General features: G+C 62.6%; 24 protein-coding genes and 1 pseudogene. 17 read left to right on the forward strand and 8 right to left on the reverse strand.

Going from position 1 to position 20,884, the window contains the following annotated elements:
* The first annotated feature begins 48 nt into the window (after window positions 1–48).
* Both AC0V7N_RS03965 and AC0V7N_RS03970 read left to right on the forward strand, forming a co-directional pair.
* Window positions 49–246, forward strand: a complete 198-nt coding sequence (locus AC0V7N_RS03965) for a hypothetical protein (RefSeq protein ID WP_475454903.1) — start codon at window positions 49–51, stop codon at window positions 244–246.
* Window positions 243–1,682, forward strand: coding sequence for a GMC oxidoreductase (locus AC0V7N_RS03970; RefSeq protein WP_475454905.1), 1,440 nt, complete (start codon window positions 243–245; stop codon window positions 1,680–1,682). Before AC0V7N_RS03965 ends, AC0V7N_RS03970 begins: the two co-directional genes overlap by 4 nt.
* Window positions 1,683–1,723: 41 nt before the next feature.
* Here AC0V7N_RS03970 and AC0V7N_RS03975 read toward each other — a convergent pair whose 3' ends face one another.
* On the reverse strand, window positions 1,724–2,935 hold the full coding sequence (locus AC0V7N_RS03975) for an FAD-dependent monooxygenase (protein ID WP_496627719.1): 1,212 nt from the start codon (window positions 2,933–2,935) through the stop codon (window positions 1,724–1,726).
* A gap of 2 nt (window positions 2,936–2,937) precedes the next feature.
* Window positions 2,938–3,105 (reverse strand): hypothetical protein, encoded by a 168-nt coding sequence (locus AC0V7N_RS03980; protein ID WP_475454909.1) that lies wholly within the window; start codon window positions 3,103–3,105, stop codon window positions 2,938–2,940.
* A 133-nt stretch (window positions 3,106–3,238) separates the two neighbouring features.
* On the opposite strand from AC0V7N_RS03980, the gene AC0V7N_RS03985 reads away from it, so the two are divergent.
* Both AC0V7N_RS03985 and AC0V7N_RS03990 read left to right on the forward strand, forming a co-directional pair.
* Complete coding sequence (locus AC0V7N_RS03985) at window positions 3,239–3,574, forward strand: MarR family transcriptional regulator (protein WP_496627720.1); 336 nt, start codon at window positions 3,239–3,241, stop codon at window positions 3,572–3,574.
* Complete coding sequence (locus tag AC0V7N_RS03990) at window positions 3,571–3,696, forward strand: hypothetical protein (protein WP_496627721.1); 126 nt, start codon at window positions 3,571–3,573, stop codon at window positions 3,694–3,696. Before AC0V7N_RS03985 ends, AC0V7N_RS03990 begins: the two co-directional genes overlap by 4 nt.
* 49 nt (window positions 3,697–3,745) lie before the next feature.
* Here the strand turns inward: AC0V7N_RS03990 and AC0V7N_RS03995 are convergent, their stop codons facing one another.
* The gene (locus AC0V7N_RS03995) at window positions 3,746–4,378 is read right to left on the reverse strand and encodes a TetR/AcrR family transcriptional regulator C-terminal domain-containing protein (RefSeq protein ID WP_496627722.1); all 633 of its coding nucleotides are present in this window, start codon (window positions 4,376–4,378) and stop codon (window positions 3,746–3,748) included.
* A 103-nt stretch (window positions 4,379–4,481) separates the two neighbouring features.
* Here AC0V7N_RS03995 and AC0V7N_RS04000 point away from each other — a divergent pair, with 103 nt between their 5' ends.
* Window positions 4,482–4,886 (forward strand): VOC family protein, encoded by a 405-nt coding sequence (locus tag AC0V7N_RS04000; protein ID WP_475454915.1) that lies wholly within the window; start codon window positions 4,482–4,484, stop codon window positions 4,884–4,886.
* 74 nt (window positions 4,887–4,960) lie between these two features.
* On the opposite strand, the gene phhA is transcribed toward AC0V7N_RS04000, so the two are convergent.
* Window positions 4,961–5,797, reverse strand: coding sequence for a phenylalanine 4-monooxygenase (gene phhA, locus AC0V7N_RS04005; RefSeq protein WP_475454917.1), 837 nt, complete (start codon window positions 5,795–5,797; stop codon window positions 4,961–4,963).
* A gap of 137 nt (window positions 5,798–5,934) precedes the next feature.
* On the opposite strand from phhA, the gene AC0V7N_RS04010 reads away from it, so the two are divergent.
* The 3 genes and pseudogenes from AC0V7N_RS04010 (at window position 5,935) to AC0V7N_RS04020 (ending at window position 8,644) form a co-directional block, all read left to right on the forward strand.
* A complete protein-coding gene (locus AC0V7N_RS04010; RefSeq protein WP_027040871.1) occupies window positions 5,935–6,411 on the forward strand; it encodes an Lrp/AsnC family transcriptional regulator in 477 nt (158 codons plus the stop codon).
* 113 nt (window positions 6,412–6,524) lie between these two features.
* Window positions 6,525–8,073 (forward strand): annotated as a pseudogene (bchE, locus tag AC0V7N_RS04015) (magnesium-protoporphyrin IX monomethyl ester anaerobic oxidative cyclase).
* Window positions 8,074–8,185: 112 nt separating this feature from the next.
* Window positions 8,186–8,644, forward strand: coding sequence for a RidA family protein (locus AC0V7N_RS04020; protein ID WP_258588153.1), 459 nt, complete (start codon window positions 8,186–8,188; stop codon window positions 8,642–8,644).
* A gap of 46 nt (window positions 8,645–8,690) precedes the next feature.
* On the opposite strand, the gene argB is transcribed toward AC0V7N_RS04020, so the two are convergent.
* Window positions 8,691–9,584 (reverse strand): acetylglutamate kinase, encoded by an 894-nt coding sequence (argB, locus tag AC0V7N_RS04025; protein ID WP_475454922.1) that lies wholly within the window; start codon window positions 9,582–9,584, stop codon window positions 8,691–8,693.
* Window positions 9,585–9,745: 161 nt separating this feature from the next.
* Window positions 9,746–11,242 (reverse strand): amidase, encoded by a 1,497-nt coding sequence (locus AC0V7N_RS04030; RefSeq protein WP_475454924.1) that lies wholly within the window; start codon window positions 11,240–11,242, stop codon window positions 9,746–9,748.
* 137 nt (window positions 11,243–11,379) lie between these two features.
* On the opposite strand from AC0V7N_RS04030, the gene AC0V7N_RS04035 reads away from it, so the two are divergent.
* From AC0V7N_RS04035 to msrB, 4 genes are all read left to right on the forward strand, one after another.
* On the forward strand, window positions 11,380–11,919 hold the full coding sequence (locus tag AC0V7N_RS04035; RefSeq protein WP_475454926.1) for a sigma-70 family RNA polymerase sigma factor: 540 nt from the start codon (window positions 11,380–11,382) through the stop codon (window positions 11,917–11,919).
* Complete coding sequence (locus AC0V7N_RS04040; RefSeq protein WP_475460197.1) at window positions 11,916–12,638, forward strand: anti-sigma factor; 723 nt, start codon at window positions 11,916–11,918, stop codon at window positions 12,636–12,638. The genes AC0V7N_RS04035 and AC0V7N_RS04040 overlap by 4 nt, the downstream gene beginning before the upstream one ends.
* A gap of 226 nt (window positions 12,639–12,864) precedes the next feature.
* On the forward strand, window positions 12,865–13,422 hold the full coding sequence (locus AC0V7N_RS04045) for a fasciclin domain-containing protein (RefSeq protein WP_475454928.1): 558 nt from the start codon (window positions 12,865–12,867) through the stop codon (window positions 13,420–13,422).
* 227 nt (window positions 13,423–13,649) lie between these two features.
* Window positions 13,650–14,153: a peptide-methionine (R)-S-oxide reductase MsrB gene (gene msrB, locus AC0V7N_RS04050; RefSeq protein ID WP_475454930.1), complete on the forward strand. Its 504-nt coding sequence runs from the start codon at window positions 13,650–13,652 to the stop codon at window positions 14,151–14,153.
* Between the two features lie 171 nt (window positions 14,154–14,324).
* Here msrB and AC0V7N_RS04055 read toward each other — a convergent pair whose 3' ends face one another.
* Window positions 14,325–15,920, reverse strand: coding sequence for a DHA2 family efflux MFS transporter permease subunit (locus AC0V7N_RS04055; RefSeq protein WP_475454931.1), 1,596 nt, complete (start codon window positions 15,918–15,920; stop codon window positions 14,325–14,327).
* A 73-nt stretch (window positions 15,921–15,993) separates the two neighbouring features.
* The gene (locus tag AC0V7N_RS04060) at window positions 15,994–17,181 is read right to left on the reverse strand and encodes an HlyD family secretion protein (RefSeq protein WP_496627723.1); all 1,188 of its coding nucleotides are present in this window, start codon (window positions 17,179–17,181) and stop codon (window positions 15,994–15,996) included.
* A gap of 127 nt (window positions 17,182–17,308) precedes the next feature.
* Here AC0V7N_RS04060 and AC0V7N_RS04065 point away from each other — a divergent pair, with 127 nt between their 5' ends.
* The 5 genes from AC0V7N_RS04065 (at window position 17,309) to AC0V7N_RS04085 (ending at window position 20,833) form a co-directional block, all read left to right on the forward strand.
* Window positions 17,309–18,049 (forward strand): TetR/AcrR family transcriptional regulator, encoded by a 741-nt coding sequence (locus tag AC0V7N_RS04065; RefSeq protein ID WP_475454935.1) that lies wholly within the window; start codon window positions 17,309–17,311, stop codon window positions 18,047–18,049.
* Window positions 18,050–18,222: 173 nt separating this feature from the next.
* Window positions 18,223–18,573, forward strand: coding sequence for a transposase (locus tag AC0V7N_RS04070; protein ID WP_183460044.1), 351 nt, complete (start codon window positions 18,223–18,225; stop codon window positions 18,571–18,573).
* On the forward strand, window positions 18,552–19,211 hold the full coding sequence (locus AC0V7N_RS04075) for an IS3 family transposase (protein WP_475460199.1): 660 nt from the start codon (window positions 18,552–18,554) through the stop codon (window positions 19,209–19,211). The genes AC0V7N_RS04070 and AC0V7N_RS04075 overlap by 22 nt, the downstream gene beginning before the upstream one ends.
* Entirely contained in the window at window positions 19,126–20,499 is a 1,374-nt protein-coding gene (locus AC0V7N_RS04080) for an IS30 family transposase (protein ID WP_496627724.1), read from the forward strand. The genes AC0V7N_RS04075 and AC0V7N_RS04080 overlap by 86 nt, the downstream gene beginning before the upstream one ends.
* Window positions 20,500–20,644: 145 nt before the next feature.
* Window positions 20,645–20,833, forward strand: a complete 189-nt coding sequence (locus tag AC0V7N_RS04085; RefSeq protein WP_475433006.1) for an integrase core domain-containing protein — start codon at window positions 20,645–20,647, stop codon at window positions 20,831–20,833.
* The last annotated feature ends 51 nt before the right edge of the window (window positions 20,834–20,884 follow it).

Below are 20,884 nucleotides of genomic sequence, written 5' to 3' on the forward strand. Positions count from 1 at the left end.
TCGGGGAATGGCATGCGCGCATCGAAGCCCCTGTACGAGAGACCTGTCATGAGTTTCTTCAAGAAAATGTCACGCCGCACGCTCGTGCGGGCGATGATCGCACTGCCTGCCCTGTCCCTGTTCCGCAAGCTGCCTGAAGCCGGCGCAGCTCAAACCGGTCCATCCCGAGTCGATACATCACGGGCCGACCCGAATGAGATCGTCGAGGTCAATGGCTGGATCCTGAAGCGGAGCGACCTGGCATGATCTTCGACAGCTATGAGGCGTATCGCGCCACCAACTTCAAACCCAAGGTCTGCATCCTCGGTTCCGGTCCGGCCGGCACCACCATTGCCCGCAAGCTGGGTGCCGCCGGCATTCCGGTCGTGGTGCTGGAGGCCGGCTCGCGGGACTTCAGCGATGAGTCGCAGGATTTCTACCGTGGCACCACGGTCGGCGATTTCTATTTCGACCTCGACATCACCCGGCTGCGGTACATGGGCGGCAGCTCCAACCACTGGGCCGGCTGGTGCCGCGTGCTCGACAAGCAGGATTTCGAACCGAAGGCCTGGGCACCCGACACCGGCTGGCCGATCCGCCGCGCCGACATCGAGCCCTATTTGCCCGAGGTGCACGATATCCTCGAGCTTCCCGATTTCCGGCCTGACGTGCCGATCTCGGACGACATACGCTGGGTGCAGTTGATCAAGAGCCCGGCGGTGCGCTTTGCCGAGAAATTCGCCGACGAACTCGACAAGAGCCGAAACATCGCCCTCGTGCTCAACACCTATGCCACCGAGCTTGCCGGCGACGGCAAGCGGGTGACCGGCGCCAAACTGTGGTCCAACGGCCAGGACGCCGGCTCGTTCAGCGCCGACTACTTCATCGTCTGCACCGGTGGACTGGAGAATTCGCGGCTGCTTTTGTGGTCAAACCAGCGCTCCAACGGCGGCGTGGTTCCGAACGCCACGGCGCTCGGCCGCTACTGGATGGAACACCCGACCTTCGAGGGCGGCAATGCCATCCTGGCCGACTACAGCGAGTTCGAGGTCGATGCCGTCAACGAGGCCTTCTTCTCGCCGACGCTTGCTGCGATGGAGCGCCTGCAGATCATGAATTTCGGCATCAGGCTGATCGAGACGCCCTATGCCGGCGTCAAGCACGTGATTGCAGATCTCGCCTGCACGGCGCCCGACATGGCCGAATGGGTCGCCTATCAGCTCAGCCAGAACCTGCGCTGCGCGGCCCAGCTCTACGTCGCCTGGGAACAGGCGCCGCTTGCCTCCAACCAGATCGAACTGTCGAAGACCGATGTCGACCATGCCGGCGTGCCGCGCATCGAGCTGCACTGGAAGAAATCGGCGCTCGAACGCCGCACGCTGGTCGAGGGCCTGAAGCTGTTCGGCACGACACTGATCGAGAAGGATCTAGGCCGTGTCCGTCTCATGGACTGGATTGCCAATGGCGAGGATTATCCGACCAACGAGGAGACCGCGGGCCACCATCACATGGGTGGCACGCGCATGGGCACCGACGTGACCAGGAGCGTGGTGGACGCCAACTGCAAGGTGCACGGCATGGACAATCTCTATGTCGGCGGCTCCTCGGTGTTCTGCACCTCCGGTCAAGCCAACCCGACGACGACGATCACCGCGCTGGCCTGCCGGCTAGGAGATCATCTGAGCAAGGTGGTCTCGGTCTGAGCTGCCTCGATTACCGCGCTCGCGACGGGCGCGGTTGTCGATCAGATCAGCGGCTTGTCGAGCGGCGCCAGGTCGGCACGGTAACGCGTCATGGCGCGGGTCGTGCCGGAGCCGAAGCGGATGAAGAACGGCAGCATCAGGTCGCGCAGGAACAGAGCGACGCGACCCTTCACCTGCTTTTGCGAGCCGATGCGCCGGCTGACCTTGACGATGTGTTCGACACGGTCCTGGCGCAGCGCCTGAAAGGCGGCAAAGGCCTGCGTCGGCAACGGCGTTGCATCCAGGCACGCGGCCAGCACCACGGCATCCTCGATGGCCATCGACGCGCCCTGCCCGGAATGCGGCGAGACGGCGTGCGCGGCATCGCCCAGCAGAACCACCCGGCCGCTGTGCCACTGCGGCAGATGCAGCATGTCGAACACCGGATAGGTGCGCGGGATCTGCGTGATGGTGTCGACGATCTGGCGGATCGTCCTGGGGTCGCCGGCATGCAACCGGCGAAGGGTTGCCGCCAGATGGAGAGGATCGGGTCTCGCCAGGGCAGCATCCTCGTCCAGCGGAAAGGACGAGAACCACAACACCGGCCCATCATCTGGTTTCATGTAGCCGAAGAAAGCCTTCTTGCCGAACACCATGTGCATCAGGCCTTCGGTCGGCTCGACGAAGGGCAGTTCCGCCACGCCGCCGACGCCGGTCAGCCCGGTGTAGACGGGATCCGGGGAGGCCGGAAAGCAGAGGCGGCGGACGCGCGACCAGACACCATCGCAGCCGGCCAGCCAGGCGGCATCGACCGTGGTGCCGTTGCCGAAGACAAGGCGCACAGCCTCCGGCTGCTCTTCGATCTCGGCAAGCGCATGGCCAAAACGAATATCGGCGCCAAGCGCCACAGCCTCGTCCAGCAGCGCGCCGAGCAGGTCCGAGCGCCGCAGCGTGACGCTTTCGGCGCCGGCGACGCGCATCGATCGCCGCTCGTCGAGATTGATGAGACGGCGCCCGGCGGCGTTCATGATCTCGAATCCAAGCGTCGGAGTGCCCAGCGCGCTGACACGCTCGGCAAGCCCAAGCGCGCGCAAGGCATTGATGCCGTTTGGCGTCAAAGTGAGGAACGCGCCTTCGCTCAATGCCTCGCGCGATCGTGCCTCGAACAGGCAGACGCCAACCCCTTGCCGGCGCAGCATGACGGCAAGGGCCAGCCCGGCAACGCCGGCGCCAATGATGGCGATCGGCAATGCCGAGGGGGTGGTGACGGCCATCGTTACAGGCCGTAGATGGCGATGCGCACCAGCACGGCCGCCGCGGCTAGCGCCACGAGCAGGATGCCGAGGCCGATGGGAGAGCCCCAGCCATACCATTCCATCGCCAGCTTGGCGTATTTGAATTCATCCTCGTGCGAGAGAGGGTTACGTTGTTGAATCAAGCTCATTTTTCACTCCTTGTCGGTGGCCGGCTCTTGCCTTGTCCAAACCGCGGCCGCATATTGCTGTAATGGTCTAAATGTTAGACGGATTGATAATTAGATGATCGAAACAAATTCGTCAAGCGAGAATCGCAACGACATGACTGCCTCCATCGGCCTTGCCATCATGCAGTGGCAGGACGCGACGCAGGCCTATGACGAAGCGGTGGGGACGAGGCTTGGGCTGAACATGGCCGAGCGCCATTGCATCGGGCTGCTCTATGGCGGCCCGCAATCGGCCGGCGCGGTAGCCATCGCGACCGGGCTGACGCCGGCGGCGGTGACGGCTCTGATCGACCGGCTGGAAGCGCGCGGCCTGCTGACGCGCACGCGCAGTCTCGAGGACAGGCGCAAGGTGGTGATCGAAGCGACCGATGCGACGCGGGAGCTGTCGGCGCGCTATTATGGCGCCATCGCGCGGGAGGGAGAAAGGTGATCGCCACCTTCAGCGACGCCGAGCTTGCGACCATATCGCGCTTCGTCAACGCCGCGCTCGACCTGCAGCGCGCCCAGCTTGCGCGGCTGAAGGCCGAGGGGCCGGACAGCCCCGGGCGATAGGGGTGCGATGTGTTCGCGGCCTTACTGCAAATGTCGGCAGGGAACGGGGCTATTTCGGCTGGACCCCATAGGCGACAAGAAACGCCTCCACCGAGGCATCCGCGTGCCGTTCAAGTTCGGCCTTGGAACGCCGGTTGCTTCCGGTGAACATGGCTTCATTCATGGGGATCCAAAGAAGCATTCCAAAAAAATGGCTGGCTGCCAGATAGGGGTCACTGGTCTGTATCAGTCCTCGACTGGTGAGCTTTTGAAAGCAGGACGCCATCGACGCCAGCATGCGCTCAAAAACCTTTTCGTACCAACTGCGGCCAAGCTGCGGCATTCGATCCGCGTTGGCGATAATCAAGCGCCGCAGCTTCAACAACTCGTCGTCCATGAGCGTCATTATCAAACATCGAGCGAGCTGTTGCAGGCCACCCTCCATGAATTTCGCCTCGGAAAGCAGCGTCGTCACGGCTTCGACGATATCGTTGGCCTGGGTTGCGGTTGCCAGAACGACTTCGCCGAAAAGCGTCTCCTTGTCGGTGAAATGCTTGTAGACGGTTTGCTTGGAAGCTCCCGCCTTGGTGGCGATTTCCTCCATGCTGGTTCCATCATAGCCCTTGCCGATGAACGCCGCCGTGGCCGCCTGGATGATTTCTCGATCCTTGCGGGCTGATCTGGTCTCGCCGTCGATTTCCATAGAATCCTCCTGACCAGTACTAGACGGTACCGTTCCTGCATGGTAGTTACGACAACAGTACTAGACTGACTAGTACCCGTCAACGAAAGCAGGGCTTAAACCGATGAGCAAAATGATCTTCGTCAATCTACCGGTTCGCGATCTGCAGGCAGCGACCACGTTTTATCTCGCGATCGGCGGCACGCTGAATCCGCAGTTCTCGAACGACCAGGCCAGTTCGATCATGTTCTCCGACTCGATCGGGGTTATGTTGCTTACGCATGGGCACTACAGCCAGTTCACGGCGCGGCAGATCGGCGATGCCAAGCGTGACAGCCAGATGCTGATCGCGCTCACCACCGACAGCAAGGACGAGGTCAATACCGTGATCGAGAAGGGTGTGGCGGCAGGCGGCCGCGCTGATCCCAATCCAGCGCAGGATCTCGGTTTCATGTTCAACCGCCACATCGAAGACCCCGACGGCAACGTCTGGGAGTTCCTGTGGATGAACCCCGCCGCCATGCAATAGCTCAGCGGGATCAAAGCGCCTAAAGCGCGTAGCACGGATTCATGCGACGCGCTTTAAACACTGATGCCGGATTGCTAGACCGTTGCCGGGTCGAGCGCCGGCTGGCCCTTGCGGCGAGCTACGATCGCCGCAAAATCGGCGGTCTGGAAGGCGTCGCGCAAGGCGTCGAAGGACGGCAGCACGAAATAGGCGCGCTGGAACTTGTCGATCTCGTAGCCGGTGCGCATCACCGTTTCGAGATCGAAGGGCACGTGGTGGGCGTCCTTGCCGTCGACGGCGAACTGCAGTTCGGTGAAGGACGACATCAGGCCGGCACCAAAGGCCTTCAGCGGCTGGCCGGCCTCCTGCATCAGGCCGTATTCGGCCGTGTACCAGTAGAGGCGGGTGATCATCTCGTCGCCGCCGAGCGCGATGATGTCGCCAGCCTTCTTGCCATACATCTGCATGAAGTCGGCGAATACCGGTTGCGACAGCACCGGCACGTGACCAAAGAAATCGTGGAACATGTCCGGTTCGACGATGTAGTCGAGCTCCTGGCTGGTGCGCAGCCAGTTGGTGACCGGGAAGCGGCGGTTGGCGAGATGATCAAAGAAGGGGGCGGCCGGGATGAGACCCGGCACGGCGACGATCTCCCAGCCGGCCAGCTCGCGCAGCTTGGCGCTGACGTCCTCGAAATCGGGGATGCGGTCGAGCAGGCCGAGTTTTTCGACACCGTCGAGGTAGGAATGATGGGCGAGCTTGCGCGTCAGTTTGGTCTGGCGGTCGCACAAAGTGCGCCACACCGCCTGTTCCTCGGCGCTGTAATCGTAGCCCTGCGCCACGGTGAAATCGGAACGGCAGACCGAGTAGTCGCCGCGCAGCCCCTGCGCCGCGCAATCGCGGGCATATTCGGCAACACTCATCGTCGTCATGGTTTTCTCCTCGCAAATCATCAAGGATGACGTACCCAGAGGTTACCCGGATTTGCCGAGGCAATTTGGTTTTGATGATGGCTCATCAGCGATATTCGAGATAATATTCACTCACAATCCGCGCCATGGGAGTGAAAATGCCTCAATTCGATGATTTCGAGATCAAGATGCTCGATGTCCTGCAACGCGACGGCCGCAAGCCCGTCTCCGAATTGGCACAGGAGATCGGCCTGTCGACGACGCCATGCGCACGACGCTTCGAGGCGTTGCAGGATGCCGGCATCATCAAGGGATTTGCCGCGGTGATCAGCCGCCGCGCGGTCGGCCTGATGGTCGAGGTGTTCATCCAGGTACGCCTGGTCAGCCACAGCGACGGCTCGCCGGAAAGCTTCATCGCCGCCGTGCAGCGCATGGACGAGGTGTCGTCATGCTGGACGATGACCGGCGACCACGACTTCCTGCTGCATGTCATGGTGCCGTCGGTCGACGAGCTCAACGCCTTCGTCATGCACCGGCTGATGCGGCTCGACGGTGTGCGCGACGTCCACACGCAGCTGGTGCTGCAGAACATCAAGGGACCGGGCCACGTGCCGCTCGCGCATCTCCGGAAGTGACGCGCATCCCCGGCGTTCCTGCGGAAAAGCTGCACGCAAACTGCTGAAACGGGCCAAGCGGCCGTCCACATCGCCGGCCAGCATACGCGGACCAACTTCCCAGGAGGTCCGGCATGAAAATCGTGCTCATCAATCCGCCGCACACCGCCATCGGCAGCCGCGTGCCGGACGATCACCTGCCGCCGCTTGGCCTGCTGGCGATCGGTGGCCCGCTGATCGATGCCGGTCACCAAGTGCGGCTCGTCGATGCCGAGTTCGGGCCGATGCCGCTCGATAACGTCGTGCGCGACGCATTGAATAACTTTCCCGACTTCGTCCTGATCGGCCATTCCGGCTCGACCTCGGCGCACCCGACCGCCTTGCTGATCGCCAAAATGATCAAGCAGCGCGAACCGGCGACCATCGTCATCTATGGCGGCGTTTTCCCGACCTATCACTGGCGCGACATACTGGAGGCGACCGACGTCTTCGACTTCATCGTGCGCGGCGAGGGCGAGGCAACCGTGGTGGCGCTGGTCGAGGCGCTGGAAATGCACCAGTCGCCGGCAAGCGTGGCCGGTATCGCCTTTCGCGACGATTTGCGCCGCCCCTTCGCCACGCAGGCCGCCATGACCATTGCCGAGCTCGACGCCTACCGCGTCGGCTGGGAATTGATCGACCACAGCAGATACAGCTACTGGGGCGGCAAGCGCGCGGTGGTCATGCAGTTTTCGCGCGGCTGCCCGCATCTGTGCAACTATTGCGGCCAGCGCGGCTTCTGGACCCGCTGGCGGCATCGCGATCCCAAGAAATTCGCTCAAGAAATCGCCTGGCTGCACCGCAAGCATGGTGTCGAGCTGATCAACCTTGCCGACGAGAACCCGACGGTTTCGAAGAAGGCCTGGCGCGCCTTTCTCGATGCGCTGATCGCAGAGAACGTGCCGGTGCTGATCGTCGGCTCGACCCGGGCCGACGACATCGTGCGCGATGCCGACATCCTGCATCTCTACCGCAGGGCGGGCGTGATCCGCTGGCTGCTTGGCATGGAAAACACCGACGAACAGACGCTGCAATTGATCCGCAAGGGCGGCAGCACCTCATCCGACCGCGAGGCGATCAGGCTGCTGCGAAAGCACGGCATATTGTCGATGGCGACCTGGGTGGCCGGTTTCGAGGATGAGGGGTTTCGCGACCTGTGGCGCGGCTTTCGCCAGCTCCTCGCCTATGACCCCGACCAGATCCAGGCGCTTTACGTGACGCCGCATCGCTGGACGCCGTTCTTCCGCATCGCGCGCGACCGCAAGGTCATCCAAAGAGATGCCCGGCTGTGGGACTACAAGCACCAGGTGTTGCAGATGACCCGACTGAAGCCATGGATGCTGTTCTTCAGCGTCAAGCTGATCGAAGTGGCGGTGCAATCGCGGCCGAAGGCGCTGGCACGCATCCTGTTCCACCCCGATCCCGAGCAGCGACACTCGATGCGCTGGTACACCAAAATGGGCCGCCGCGTCTGGTTCCGCGAGGTCTGGGGATTTCTGGCGCACGATGGTCGGGTCAAAGACGGCCCGACGCTTGCCGAATTCTCGGGGCGCGCCGCAGGACGCGGAAGAGGAATCGATGATCGTCGGGCGACCGCCGCGTAAACCGGCCGCGCCTGCCGTCGAACAGTCGCATAGCGTCTGAGCAACGCGGCTTCTGCGTATCGCCGCTTCGAGCCTGAGCTTTCGCACTGGTCGCCGACGGTCAGCGCGCTAAATTTTTGCAATGGACCGCCGATTACCGGCAGGAGGACGCGATGAACCTTGTCACACATAAGAAGATGAAGGGTGACCGACTGATGCCTTGGGGGAAAGGTACTGTCGTCACCGGCGCCAAGGGATATGTCTTTCTTGCCGGCAATACGGGCACTGCCGAAAACTACGATCCGTCGAGTGGCAAGGGTGGTGCCGTCGGTGACGCAGCGACGCAATGGCGCTCCATCCTGACGAACATCAAATCAGATCTGGAGGAGCTTGGCAGTTCGCTCGAAAATCTCGTCAAGATCACCCAATACGTCAAGGGACCGTTTCCGGACGGTGGGGCTCTCAGTTCCCCCAATTTTCGGCTGGACGTCATGGACGAATTCTTTGCTGAGCACTGCCCAAAGCACTGCAGCTACAACAATCCGCCGCCATCGGAGGTGATCGGAGTTGCCGCACTTGCCCACCCCGACCTCGTCGTCGAAATCGTGGCGGTTGCGGCTCTGCCGGATTAGTGGATGCTCAACGGCAGGCCGCGTCCGGCGCTGTAGCCGCAGACTATCACGGCACGATCAGCGTGCCGGCGCCGTGTTCGGTGAAGAGTTCGAGCAGCACCGCGTGCGGCGTCTTGCCGTTGAGGATGACGACGCCTTCGACGCCGCGCTCGATCGCCTCGATGCAGGTCTCGACCTTGGGGATCATGCCGCCCGACACCGTGCCGTCCTTGATCAGCGCCTTGGCCTCGGCCACAGTCAGCTCGTCGATCAGCTTCTTGTTCTTGTCGAGCACGCCGGGCACGTCGGTCAGGAACAAAAGGCGCGTGGCCTTGCAGGCGCCGGCAATGGCGCCGGCGAAAGTGTCGGCGTTGATATTGTAGGTGTGGCCGTCGCGGCCAGGCGCCACCGGCGCCAGCACCGGGATCATTTCGGAACGCGCCAGAAGGTCGAGCAGTGTGCGGTCGACTTCGACCGGCTCGCCGACGAAGCCGAGATCGAGCACCCGCTCGATGTTGGAGTCCGGATCGATCATGGTCTTGCGCGCCTTTTCGGCGAACACCATGTTGCCGTCCTTGCCGCACAGGCCGATCGCCCATTCGCCCTCGGCGTTGATCAGCGCCACGATCTCCTTGTTGATCGAACCGGCCAGCACCATCTCGACGATCTCGACCGTCTTCTGGTCGGTGACGCGGAGCCCACCCTCGAACTTGGATTCGATGCCCATCTTGGCCAGCATGGCGCCGATCTGCGGGCCGCCGCCATGGACGACGATCGGGTTGACGCCGGATTGCTTGAGCAGCGCGATGTCGCGGGCGAAAGCCTTGCCGAGTTCGAGGTCGCCCATGGCGTGGCCGCCATATTTCACCACGACCGTCTTGTGTTCGTAGCGCTGCATGTAGGGCAGCGCCCGCGAAAGCAGGGCGGCCTGCATTTCGGCGGTGGCGGTTATCTCCGTCATCGGCGTGGTTCCCGGCTTTTGATTTGTGCATGTCGTTGTCCCAAAACCGCTGGGCACTTTTGGGCGACATGCACTTGGAAAGGACGGCGGCGTCTTAGCGGGAATTGGCGCGGGGGGCAAATGGCATTGCTGTCATATTCGCCGAGCTCACGGCCTCGTCATCATGTCGGCACCATCAGCGGCGCCCGCCTCGTCAGCCAACCCGAGATCTTCTCCATCTGCGCGGCGAAGGACAAAAGCGTCTCCTCATCGCCCGGACGGCCGGCGGCCTGGATGCCGAGCGGCAGCCCGGCCTCAGTGACATGAACGGGCAGCGCGATCGACGGCTGGCCGCTGACATTGTGGATCGCCGGCCAATGGGTGAAGAAAAGGCTCTTGTCCATCAGCTGGCCGAACAGTGGCTTCAGCTTGAGCAAGGGCGTGAGGTGAAGCTTGTCGAGCATGTTTTCGATCAGCTCATCGGCGCCTTTCGGATCCATGGCGCCGCAGGCGAGCGGCGGATGCGCGATAACAGGCATCAGTACGGCATCATACTGCGCGGTTTCCTCGATCATCCGCCGCGAGGCCGCATGCAGCCGCTGCAGCCCGGCATAGATCTCGCCGGCCGAGACCATTTCACCCAACCGGCCAAGCACGCGCGTGGCACGCTCGATGTCGCCGGTAACGGAACGGCCGACGCGCAGCGCCTCCGCCCGCAGCGTGCCGGCGACGGCGGAAGCAACCGTCCGGCAGAAGTCGGCAAAGAAATCACGGCCGATGAAGGGCAGGTCGATGTCCTCGACGGTGTGGCCGCCCTCGCGCGCAAGTGCCACCGCCGTGTCCAGCGCTTTCATTGTCTCGGCCGAGATCGGCAGACCAAGCGGCGACTTGCGGTACACGGCCAGGCTGAGCTTGCCCGGATCGCGCGCCGCGGCGGCGGCGAATGTGCCCTTCGACGGCAGTGCCGCATATGGCGACAAGGCGTCGGGACCGTGAGTGAGGTCGAGCAGCAAAGCGCAATCGCGCACCGAACGGGTGACGGCGTGATCGACCACCATGCCGTACCAGCTTTCGCTGACCAGCGGCGTCAGCGGGATGCGGCCGCGCGATGTCTTGAGGCCGACCAAGCCCGTGCAGGCGGACGGCACGCGGATCGAACCGCCGCCATCGGAGGCATGCGCCACCGGCACGACGCCAGCTGCGACGAGGGCCGCCGAACCACCCGACGAGCCGCCGCTGGTGTGGCCTGTGTTCCAGGGATTGCGGGTGATGCCGAAGGCTTTGGATTCTGTCATCAGCCGCAGCCCGTGTTCCGGCGATGTCGAGGTGACGATGGGGATCAGTCCGGCGGCGAGGTAGCGCTCGGTCATCACCGAATTGACGTCGGGCACCGAGGCCGGAATGCGGCTGCCGCCATGCGACGGCACGCCCTTGATGGCGATGCCGAGGTCCTTGATGGCAGAGGGCACACCGGCCAGCGGCAGCGAGCGGTCGATGGTCTTGGCCCGGGTGCGCGCGGCCTCGTAAAGCGGTTCGGCCGTGGCATTGATTTCAGGCCGCGTGGCCTCGGCGCGCGCGATCGCCGCTTCGGTCAGTTCGACCGGCGACAACTCGCCCTTACGCACAAGACCGGCGAGGCCGGTCGCGTCTTCTTCCCACAGGATCCGTTCGACCGACATCAGCGCTCTCCACCCCCGCCAAGCTAGCCAGCGGCGATTCCCTTGGCAATCGAAGCCTGCGCCCGGAGGCCGGAACTTTAGGTGCATGGAATATTTCCGGCGTTGCAAATACAGCGTAATCGCCTAATTTGACCCGCATGACGCCGCAGGACATCACCAAGCTGATCGTCCGGACTTCGATGAAGGACCGGGCCGCGTTCGATCTGCTGTACAGGCAGACCAGCGCGAAACTTTTCGGCGTGTGCCTTCGTGTATTGAACGACCGGGGAGATGCGGAAGAAGCGCTGCAGGAAGTCTTCGTCAAGATATGGACGAAGGCAGACCGTTTTGCTGTTTCCGATCTGAGCCCGATCTCATGGCTGGTGGCGATCGCACGCAATCATGCGATCGATCGCATCAGGGCGCGGCGCAAGCCTGCCGCCGATATCGATGCCGCGCTCGACGTGGCCGATCCGGCACCGGGACCTGAAGCGATGGTGGTGGCGGGCGACGAGACCGAGCGCATCCATCATTGTCTTGAAGAGCTGGAGAAAGACCGGGCGGCGGCCGTCCGGGGCGCTTATCTCAAGGGCGAAAGCTATGCCGAACTGGCGGAACGTCACGGCGTGCCGTTGAACACGATGCGTACCTGGCTGCGCCGCAGCCTGATGAAACTCAGAGAATGTCTGGAAAGATGACGCTCGCAGAGGACAATGGACCGGAACGTGGGGGCGACGACATGTTCGCCGCCGAATACGTTCTTGGCGTGCTGCCGGCGGAAGAGCGACAGATCGCGTCCAGGCGCATCGATTCCGAAACCGATTTCGCGCGGCTCGTCGATGGCTGGGAGGTTCACCTCTCGCCGCTGGCCGCGGCCTATGCGGAGGTCGAGCCGCCGGCTTCAGTGAAGCCCGCGATCGATCGCCGGCTGTTTGCATCGACCGCGGCCACTTCAGGCGAGACACGCGCCGGCCTGTGGTCCAGCCTCGCCTTCTGGCGCGGTCTTGCCGCGGCGGCGGTTGCCGCGCTGGCGATCTACATTGCGATCCCCTACGTCAACCCGCCGATCGCACAGCCGCAGGCACGGCTCGTCGCCTCGTTGGCTGCCGATGGCAGCGACGTCAAATATCTCGCCGTTTACGATGCCGCACATCACGAGGTCGGCCTGTCGCATGTCTCCGGTGAGCGTGCCACAGGTAAGGACTTCGAGCTTTGGATGATCGAGGGCAAGAATCCGCCGGTCTCGATGGGTGTCATCCCGGTCGGGTCGACGGCCCATATCGTCGTCTCGCCGGCAGCCCAGCAGAAGCTTGCTCAGGGCGCGGTGCTGGCCGTCAGTCTTGAGCCGGCCGGCGGTTCGCCGACCGGGCAGCCGACTGGACCCGTGGTGGCCGCAGGCGACCTGAAGAGCATCTGAGCCGCTTCTTCTCACCGCGAGGCCGTCGCCAGAATAATTTCAATGTATCTTATGTGACGCTTGTCTAAACAAGCGCGTAAGCCGGCAAACTGTTGCGCGGAATAAATCTCTTCGCCCGCACGATTAAATTAAAAATTCAAAAATATTCTGAAACTCACGCGTTTGTGTTCCGTATCTCCTCGCGTCCCCAAAAATGGGAAGAGAAAACCCGAGGAGTTTGAATATCATGCGTAGATACGCCACCCTTTTGCTCGCCGGTACGATTGCCGTTTCCGCACTCGCCACCGCTGCCTATGCCGAAAACCCGATGGTCGGCGGTGCCGCCATGTTTGCCAACAAGAACATCGTCGAGAACGCAGTCAATTCGAAGGACCACACGACGCTGGTCGCCGCCGTCAAGGCAGCCGGCCTTGTCGAGACCCTGCAGGGCGCCGGTCCGTTTACCGTTTTCGCGCCGACCAACGAAGCCTTCGCGGCACTGCCGGCCGGCACGGTCGACACGCTGCTCAAGCCCGAGAACAAGGACAAGCTCGTCAAGATCCTGACCTGCCATGTCATCGGCGCCAAAGCGATGGCGGCTGATGTCGCCGCGATGGTGAAGGCTGACGGCGGCACCCACAAGGTCAAGACCGTCGGCGGCTGCGAGCTGTCGCTGAAGGCCGAGGGCGGCAAGGTCACCGTCACAGACGAGAACGGCAACGTCGCCAATGTGACGATCGCCGATGTCGAGCAGTCCAACGGTGTCATCCACGTCATCGACAAGGTTCTGCTCCCGAAGATGTGATCGACCCGAAAATGTAACAAAGGGCTTGCCGCGACGAACCTGCAGCAAGAGCCCTCCGTCGATTGCATAGTCTCGCTCCCGTGACCTGCAAACGACACGCGTGCTCCGCGCCGCCCACGCTCAACCGTGGGCGACGCGGAGTTTCGTTCGAGGGCAGCCGTCACCGGCTTTTTGATTTTCGCGTGGCGGTATAAGTTTGGCAAAAGAAACGACAGGAGGAACTGGCCATGAACCGTCGCGATCTTCTTTTGAGCGGTGCCGCTGCAATTGGCGTCGTCGGAGCCGCGGCAACCATGCTGCGCATGGGCAGCCCGCAGCCCGCACAGGCCGCCGAGAAATTCGAGGTCACCAAGACCGACGATGAATGGAAAGCCATCCTGTCGCCGGCCGCCTTCGACGTGCTGCGCAAGGAAGGCACCGAATATCCCGGCACCAGCCCGCTGCTCAACGAACACCGCAAGGGTATTTTCGCCTGCGCCGGCTGCGACCTGCCGGTCTATCCCTCCGAGACGAAGTTCGATTCCGGCACCGGCTGGCCGAGTTTCTGGCAGGAGATCGCCAATGGCATCGGCAAGACCGAGGACCGGTCGCTCGGCATGACCCGCACCGAGGTGCATTGCCGCCGCTGCGGCGGCCATCTCGGCCATGTCTTTGACGATGGCCCGGCGCCGACCGGCCTGCGCCACTGCATCAACGGCGTGGCGCTGACCTTCAAGCCCGCCACGGCCTGAACCCAGCTATAAATGCAAAAAACTCCGGGCTTTGCGGCCCGGAGTTTTTGCGCGGTCAGAGCTTTTCGGGCGTGGACTGGAGGAGCTTCCCGAAACCGCTGCCACGTCTGGTATTTTTGCTTCGACGCAATTCCGGACGGAAAACCGCTTCACACTTTTCCTGGAATTGCTTTAATGCCCGCCACTCCCACCGCCACCCGGCGCGGCCGGCTTGTTGATCAGCATGGTGAACAGGCCAAGCGTCGCGAACAGCACCGTCAGCATGTAGAACACGTCCATGAAGGACAGCAGCGCCGCCTGCTGCTGGACCATGCCCGACAGCTTGGAGATCGCCGCACTGGTGGCATCGAGACCCGTGACCTGCTCGAAATTGAGCGTCATGTTCTGCAGCTTGGTCTGCGCGGCGGCACTGCCCCACTGCACATGCTCGGCGAGCCTTGCATAGTGGAAGGCGTTGCGGTCGATCAGCACGGTGTTGATGAGGGCAAGGCCGACGGCACCGCCGAGGTTGCGGGTGAGGTTGAACAGGCCGGACGCATTCTTCAGCCGGTCGGGCGGCAAGGTGCCGAGCGCGATGTTGTTGATCGGCACCATGCACAGCATCATCGAACAGCCGCGCAGGATCTGCGGTATCAGCAGCTCATAGAAATCCCAGTCGGCGGTCAGATGCGTCATCCACCACGTACCGGTGGCGAAGCCGAAGAAGCCGATCATCATCATCAGCCGCAAATCCATCTTGCTCGACAGGATGCCGGAGATCGGCGCGGTGATGAACATGGCCAGGCCGCTGACGAACAGCGCCTCGCCGATCATCATCGAATCGTAGCCGCGGATGCGGCCGAGGAAGACCGGATAGAGATAGGTCAAGCCGTAGAGGCCGATGCCGATGACGAAGGAAAACAGCGAGCCGAAGGCGAAGTTGATGTTGCTGAAGGCTCTCAGATCGACGATCGGCTCCTCGGCGGTGAAGACACGCCAGAAGAAGATCACCGCGCCGACGGTCATGACGATGGCACAGATGAACACCCCCTGGTCCTGCAGCCAGTCATTGTTCGGGCCTTCCTCGAGCACATATTCCATGCAGCCGAGGAAGGCCGCCATGCCGGCGAGGCCCCACCAGTCGAACTTGTTGAACAGCTTGAGATTGGGCTTGTCGAAATCGATCAGCGACCAGGCGGCGGTCGCCACCAGGATGCCGGGCACGACGTTGACCAGGAACAGCCAGTGCCATGAAAAAGCGTGGCTGATATAGCCGCCGACGGTCGGACCGATGGTCGGCGCCAGCGTCGCCACCAGGCCGATCATCGGCGAGACGATGGCGCGGCGCGAGGGTGGGAAGATGGTGAAGGCCGCGGCAAAGACGCTCGGGATCATGCCGCCGCCGATGAAGCCCTGGACAGCGCGGTAGACGATCATCTGGTCGATGTTGGTGGCGGTCGCGGCCAGCGCGCTGGCCGCGGTGAAGCCGGCGGCGGCGATGGTGAACAACACCCGCGTCGACAGCATGCGGCTGAGGAAGCCCGACAGCGGGATCATCACCACCTCGGCGATCAGATAGGCCGTCTGCACCCAGGGAATTTCATCGGAGCTGGCGCTGAGGCCCGCCTGGATCTCGGAAAGCGAGGCCGAGACGATCTGGATGTCCAGGATCGCCATGAACATACCGAACACCATCGCCAGGAAGGCGATGACGCGGCGCGTCGAGATGGTATCAGGAACCGCCGGCTGTGCCGGCGGCGCTCCTGCGGTGATTGTTGCGGTTGCCATTGCATGGGCCTCCTTGATGCAGGCCGGGCGGCTCGGTGCTTAATCAGCCACCGAACCGCCCTCCGAGAAGCGCTTAGTTGGTCGTCGCGGCAGGTGCGGTACGACTGTCAACGTTGACGATAACGCTGAGGCCAGCGCGCAGCTTGCCGGTCTTCAGGGCATCGGCCGGTACGTCGATGCGGACCGGGACGCGCTGCACCACCTTGGTGAAGTTGCCGGTGGCATTTTCCGGCGGCAACAGCGAGAAGACCGCTCCTGAAGCCGGCGCCAGTGACGAGACGGTTCCCTGGATGGGCTGGCCGTCGATGGCGTCGACCGAGATGTTGACCTTTTCGCCAGGAACCAGCCGGGCAAGCTGCGTCTCCTTGAAGTTGGCGACGATGTAGAGCTTGTCCATCGGCACGACGACGGCGAGCTTCTGGCCGGGGCTGACGAGGTCGCCCTGCTCGACGGAACGGTTGCCGACGACGCCATCATAAGGCGCCTTGAGCACGGTGAAGGACAGATCGCGCGCGGCCTTATCACGGCTGAGCTGCAAGGAGGCGAGCGTGCTTGCCGATTCGGCGCGCTGTGACTCGAACACGCCGATGTTGGCCTGTGCGGCGGCGATCTGGGCATCGGCGCCGACCAGAGCGGCATTGGCCTGGTCGAGCGCGGTCTGGGCGTCGTCCAGCTGCGCCTGCGTGCCGACATGCGTCTTGACCAGTTGCGCGGCGCGCTGCTGGCCACGGGCGGCATTGTCGGCAGCGGCCTGGTCGGCAACCTTCTGTGCCTGGGCCTGCTGCAGGGAGGCCTGCGCGGCCTTGGTCTGCGCGTCGATGCGGTCGAGCGTCTTGCTCAATGTAGCGATCTGCGCCTCGGCCTGAGCGACGGCGATCTTGTAGTCGCCATCGTCGATCGTCAGCAGTGGGTCGCCGGCCCTGACCACCTGGTTCTCGCTGACCTTGACCTGGTCGACATAGCCGGAAATCTTGGGCGAGACGAACGCCATGTCGGCCTGGACATAGGCATCGTCGGTCGAGATCATGAAGCGGCCCGTGGTCCAGTAGTCGTAGCCGTACCAGGCGCCGCCGCTCAACAGGGCAAGGCCGATGATTGGCAGCAGGAAGGAACGCACCGAGCGCTTCTTCTTGGCCGGAGCTTCAGCCGCAGGCGGCGGTGCGACCGGATGGACAGGAATTTCCGGAGCTTCGGTCGCTGGCGCAACCTTGGCGTTGGGGAAAGGGCGGACTTCGGCAGTGCTGGGCGCGTTCGAGGACATGACATCTCTCTAAAGTAATAATACTGAACCGTTCGGTTCGATCCGGCCGTTGACATAGCGTGAAAAGAGGACCATATCAAGAGGCAATCGAACCGGTTGGTTCGAATTATTTCCGAGGTGTCACCCTATGGCCGAAACCTTACCCAATGCCGAAACCCTGACCAAAGACCCGTGCGATTTGCTTGACAGCATACGCCGCGGCCGCCCCGCTGCAGGGCAGGATCCGGTCAAGCGCAGCCAGATCATCGATGGCGCCCGTCGCGTGTTCATCGAGAAGGGCTTCGAGGCCGCTTCCATGAATGACATAACGCGCGAAGCCGGTGTTTCCAAAGGCACCATCTATGTCTACTTCGCCAACAAGGAAGAGCTGTTCGAGGCGCTGATCGAGGAAGAGCGCGGCACCATCTTCAAGAACATGTACGACCTCCTCGATCGCGCCGATAATTTGCGCGAGACGCTGGTGAAATACGGCAAGGTGCTGTCACTCAAGATCACGTCGGCCAAGGTCATCCAGGCGCAACGCACGGTGATCGGTGTCACCGACAGGATGCCCGAGCTTGGCGCGCGGTTTTACGAACGCGGTCCCAAACGCGGCCACGACAAGATGATGGCCTTTTTAAACGCCGCTATCGACCGCGGCTTGTTGCGGATCGACGATGTCGATCTCGCTGCTTATCAAATCACCGAATTGTGCCTGTGCGGCCTTTTCCGCCAATGCATCTTTGCCTACCGCACCAAAGCTCCGGGCCAGGACGAGATCGAGCACATCGTCAGGTCGGGCGTCGACATGTTCCTGAAGACCTATGGCACCGAACAGCTTGCGGCGGAAGAAAGCCACGCGATGATTGCCCTGGAGGCAAAGGCTTAGAGCCGTTCACCGTTTCACGGAAGCGGCGACCCGCTCTATCTCCTTGTTTTGACGCAATTCCCAAGGGAAAGCGCTATGCGCTTTTCCCGGGAAAACTGGAGTGCGCCCCTCGGAGCGGACAGATTGACTAAGCAGAATTGACTTGGAAGCCGGGCTTTCGAAGGATGGAAGCCATGACTGCACATCGCGCGCACAGCATCGAGTTCAAACGTCAGGTAGTGCAAGAGTTCCTCTCCGGTGAGACGCTTCATGGTCTGGCCAGGCGGCACGAACTAGCGCGTAACCTGATCCGTATCTGGGTCCAGAAATACGAGGCCGGCGCCTTCGACGAGGATGTAGCGGCGGCCGAGACGATGCAGACCTATGAAGCTCGGATCGCCGCGCTGGAGCGGCTGGTAGGCCGGCAAGCCTTGGAAATCGAGTTTCTAAAGGGGGCTCTGAAAAGCGCACCACGTCCCAGAAGCGGACCTACATCCGTGATCACCGGCCCCGCGGTGTCTCCATCGCTGAAGGATGCCGGCTGATGGGGATCGCGCGATCAACCTACTACGATCAGCCCGAAACCGCCGTGGATGACACAGCGCTCGTCGAGACGATGGGTGAGATCTCCGACAGCTTCGAAGCCTACGGCTATCGCCGCATGCAGGCGGCGCTGCGGCAGAGCGGCATTGTCGTGAACCACAAGAAGGTCAGACGATTGATGCGCGAGCATGATCTGCAACCCAGGATCAGGCGACGCTTCATCTCCACCACGGACAGCAATCATGAATTGCCGATCTTCCCGAACCTGGCGAAGGACGTGACACTCCATGGCCCGAACCGGCTTTGGGTAAGCGACATAACCTACGTGGCGATTGCGGCAGGCTTCGTCTACGTCGCGGTCATCTTGGATGCCTGGTCCCGCAAGGTCGTTGGTTACGCCATCGGCCGGTCGATCGACGCGCGCTTGACCGTTGCAGCATTGAAGGCGGCAATCGAACGGCGAAAGCCGCCGCCGGGCTGCGTCCATCACTCGGATCGAGGCGCGCAAGGCGGATTCAAACGGTCGTCGCAACACCTGTACGCAGGAGGTTGCGATGGGCATTCGAAAGCGACGATCAAACCGGTCTGGGCGGGCGCCGTTGCCGTCACCGGGGCGGCCGCCAGTCGCAGGGCGATCTGAACTCCAGCAGTTCTGGTTGGGGATCGCGCAGGGAATGACCAGCGAGGATGCTGCGCTGGCGGCCGGTATGTCGCAGCCTGTGGGAACCAGGTTGTTCCGAAAGGCAGGCGGCATGCCACCAGCAATGTTCAGATCTTCGGCCAAGCCGCCGTCCGGGCGGTATCTCTCGTTTGCGGAACGCGAGGAGATCGCACTTCTTCGCGTTCAGGGCCTTTCGAGGCGCGAGATCGGACGCCGACTTGGCCGATCTGCCTCGACCATCTCTCGTGAGCTACGACGCAATGCCGCGACACGCAGCGGCGGCCTGGAGTATCGTGCATCGACAGCCCAATGGCACGCCGAGCGATCGGCCCGTCGGTCCAAACCGACCAAGCTTGCGCTCAACACAACCTTGCGCACTTATGTAGAACAGCGACTGGCAGGCGTCGTCATGACCCCGAGCGGCACCGCCGTTCCTGGTCCCACCGTTCCGTGGAAGGGCCGCCGGCATGGCCCGCGAAAGGATCGGCGATGGGCCAGAGCTTGGAGCCCGGAGCAGATTGCCCGACGCTTGCCGATCGACTTCCCGGACGACAAGACGATGCGCATCAGCCACGAAGCCATCTATCAAGCCCTGTTTGTTCAGGGTCGGGGAGCGCTACGCCGCGAACTGTCGGCCTGCTTGCGAACGGGGCGCGTGCTGCGGGTCCCCAGGGCGCGCGTACGCAGGCGAGGCAAAAGCTTTGTCTTGCCGGAGATCATGATCAGCCAACGCCCCGCCGAAGCGGCCGATCGCGCGGTGCCGGGTCACTGGGAGGGAGACCTCATTCTTGGTCTTGGCAGCTCGGCGATCGGCACGCTGGTAGAGCGTACGACGCGCTTCACGATGCTGCTTCATCTTCCCCGGCTCGCGGGGCATGGCGAAGCTCCGCGCATGAAGAATGGCCCTGCGCTTGCCGGACACGGAGCCGAAGCCGTCCGCGACGCAATTACGCGCACCATCATCACTTTGCCCGAAGAACTCCGCCGTTCGCTGACCTGGGATCAGGGAGCGGAAATGGCCCAGCATGATCGCCTCAAGATCGATGCCGGCGTCCAGGTCTACTTCTGCGATCCGCAAAGCCCGTGGCAGCGTGGCACTAACGAGAACACCAACGGGCTGCTGCGTCAGTACTTCCCGAAAGGCACTGATCTGAGCATCTACAGCGCTGACGAAATCGCCGCTGTGGCCGCGGCCCTCAATGCTCGACCGAGAAAGACCTTGAACTGGAAGACGCCGGCAGAAGCGCTTGACGAGTTGCTGCCATGAGGACACACAATCGGTGTTGCGACGACCGTTTGAATCCGCCCAATATGCCGCGCTCCTCTATCGCAAGCTTCTCGCCGAGCACGATCTTATTGGATCGATGGGTCGGCGCGGCAATCCCTACGATAATGCCAAAGCGGAAAGCTTCATGAAGACGATGAAGGTCGAAGCCATCTATCCGATGGCCTATGAAACCTTCACCGACGTCGCTGAGGACCTTCCCCGCTTCATTGATGAGGTTTACAACACCCGCCGATTGCACTCAGCGCTCGGCTATCTCAGCCCGCAACAGTTCGAAGACCAACACGCCCGGAAGATGGTCAAAACCGCCGCTTGATCCTGTCCGCTCCGAGGGGCGCACTCCAAAAACCATTCACACTTTTCCTGA

The organism is Mesorhizobium kamtschaticum, assembly GCF_056174585.1.

What these genes read in the sequence shown, in the direction of transcription:
- AC0V7N_RS03965 (WP_475454903.1), top strand. Translation starts at nt 49, where the DNA reads ATGAGTTTCTTCAAGAAAATGTCACGCCGCACGCTCGTGCGGGCGATG.
- AC0V7N_RS03970 (WP_475454905.1), top strand. Translation starts at nt 243, where the DNA reads ATGATCTTCGACAGCTATGAGGCGTATCGCGCCACCAACTTCAAACCC.
- AC0V7N_RS03975 (WP_496627719.1), bottom strand. Translation starts at nt 2,935, where the DNA reads ATGGCCGTCACCACCCCCTCGGCATTGCCGATCGCCATCATTGGCGCC.
- AC0V7N_RS03980 (WP_475454909.1), bottom strand. Translation starts at nt 3,105, where the DNA reads ATGAGCTTGATTCAACAACGTAACCCTCTCTCGCACGAGGATGAATTC.
- AC0V7N_RS03985 (WP_496627720.1), top strand. Translation starts at nt 3,239, where the DNA reads ATGACTGCCTCCATCGGCCTTGCCATCATGCAGTGGCAGGACGCGACG.
- AC0V7N_RS03995 (WP_496627722.1), bottom strand. Translation starts at nt 4,378, where the DNA reads ATGGAAATCGACGGCGAGACCAGATCAGCCCGCAAGGATCGAGAAATC.
- AC0V7N_RS04000 (WP_475454915.1), top strand. Translation starts at nt 4,482, where the DNA reads ATGAGCAAAATGATCTTCGTCAATCTACCGGTTCGCGATCTGCAGGCA.
- phhA (WP_475454917.1), bottom strand. Translation starts at nt 5,797, where the DNA reads ATGACGACGATGAGTGTTGCCGAATATGCCCGCGATTGCGCGGCGCAG.
- AC0V7N_RS04010 (WP_027040871.1), top strand. Translation starts at nt 5,935, where the DNA reads ATGCCTCAATTCGATGATTTCGAGATCAAGATGCTCGATGTCCTGCAA.
- AC0V7N_RS04020 (WP_258588153.1), top strand. Translation starts at nt 8,186, where the DNA reads ATGAACCTTGTCACACATAAGAAGATGAAGGGTGACCGACTGATGCCT.
- argB (WP_475454922.1), bottom strand. Translation starts at nt 9,584, where the DNA reads ATGACGGAGATAACCGCCACCGCCGAAATGCAGGCCGCCCTGCTTTCG.
- AC0V7N_RS04030 (WP_475454924.1), bottom strand. Translation starts at nt 11,242, where the DNA reads ATGTCGGTCGAACGGATCCTGTGGGAAGAAGACGCGACCGGCCTCGCC.
- AC0V7N_RS04035 (WP_475454926.1), top strand. Translation starts at nt 11,380, where the DNA reads ATGACGCCGCAGGACATCACCAAGCTGATCGTCCGGACTTCGATGAAG.
- AC0V7N_RS04040 (WP_475460197.1), top strand. Translation starts at nt 11,916, where the DNA reads ATGACGCTCGCAGAGGACAATGGACCGGAACGTGGGGGCGACGACATG.
- AC0V7N_RS04045 (WP_475454928.1), top strand. Translation starts at nt 12,865, where the DNA reads ATGCGTAGATACGCCACCCTTTTGCTCGCCGGTACGATTGCCGTTTCC.
- msrB (WP_475454930.1), top strand. Translation starts at nt 13,650, where the DNA reads ATGAACCGTCGCGATCTTCTTTTGAGCGGTGCCGCTGCAATTGGCGTC.
- AC0V7N_RS04055 (WP_475454931.1), bottom strand. Translation starts at nt 15,920, where the DNA reads ATGGCAACCGCAACAATCACCGCAGGAGCGCCGCCGGCACAGCCGGCG.
- AC0V7N_RS04060 (WP_496627723.1), bottom strand. Translation starts at nt 17,181, where the DNA reads ATGTCCTCGAACGCGCCCAGCACTGCCGAAGTCCGCCCTTTCCCCAAC.
- AC0V7N_RS04065 (WP_475454935.1), top strand. Translation starts at nt 17,309, where the DNA reads ATGGCCGAAACCTTACCCAATGCCGAAACCCTGACCAAAGACCCGTGC.
- AC0V7N_RS04070 (WP_183460044.1), top strand. Translation starts at nt 18,223, where the DNA reads ATGACTGCACATCGCGCGCACAGCATCGAGTTCAAACGTCAGGTAGTG.
- AC0V7N_RS04080 (WP_496627724.1), top strand. Translation starts at nt 19,126, where the DNA reads ATGGGCATTCGAAAGCGACGATCAAACCGGTCTGGGCGGGCGCCGTTG.
- AC0V7N_RS04085 (WP_475433006.1), top strand. Translation starts at nt 20,645, where the DNA reads ATGAAGACGATGAAGGTCGAAGCCATCTATCCGATGGCCTATGAAACC.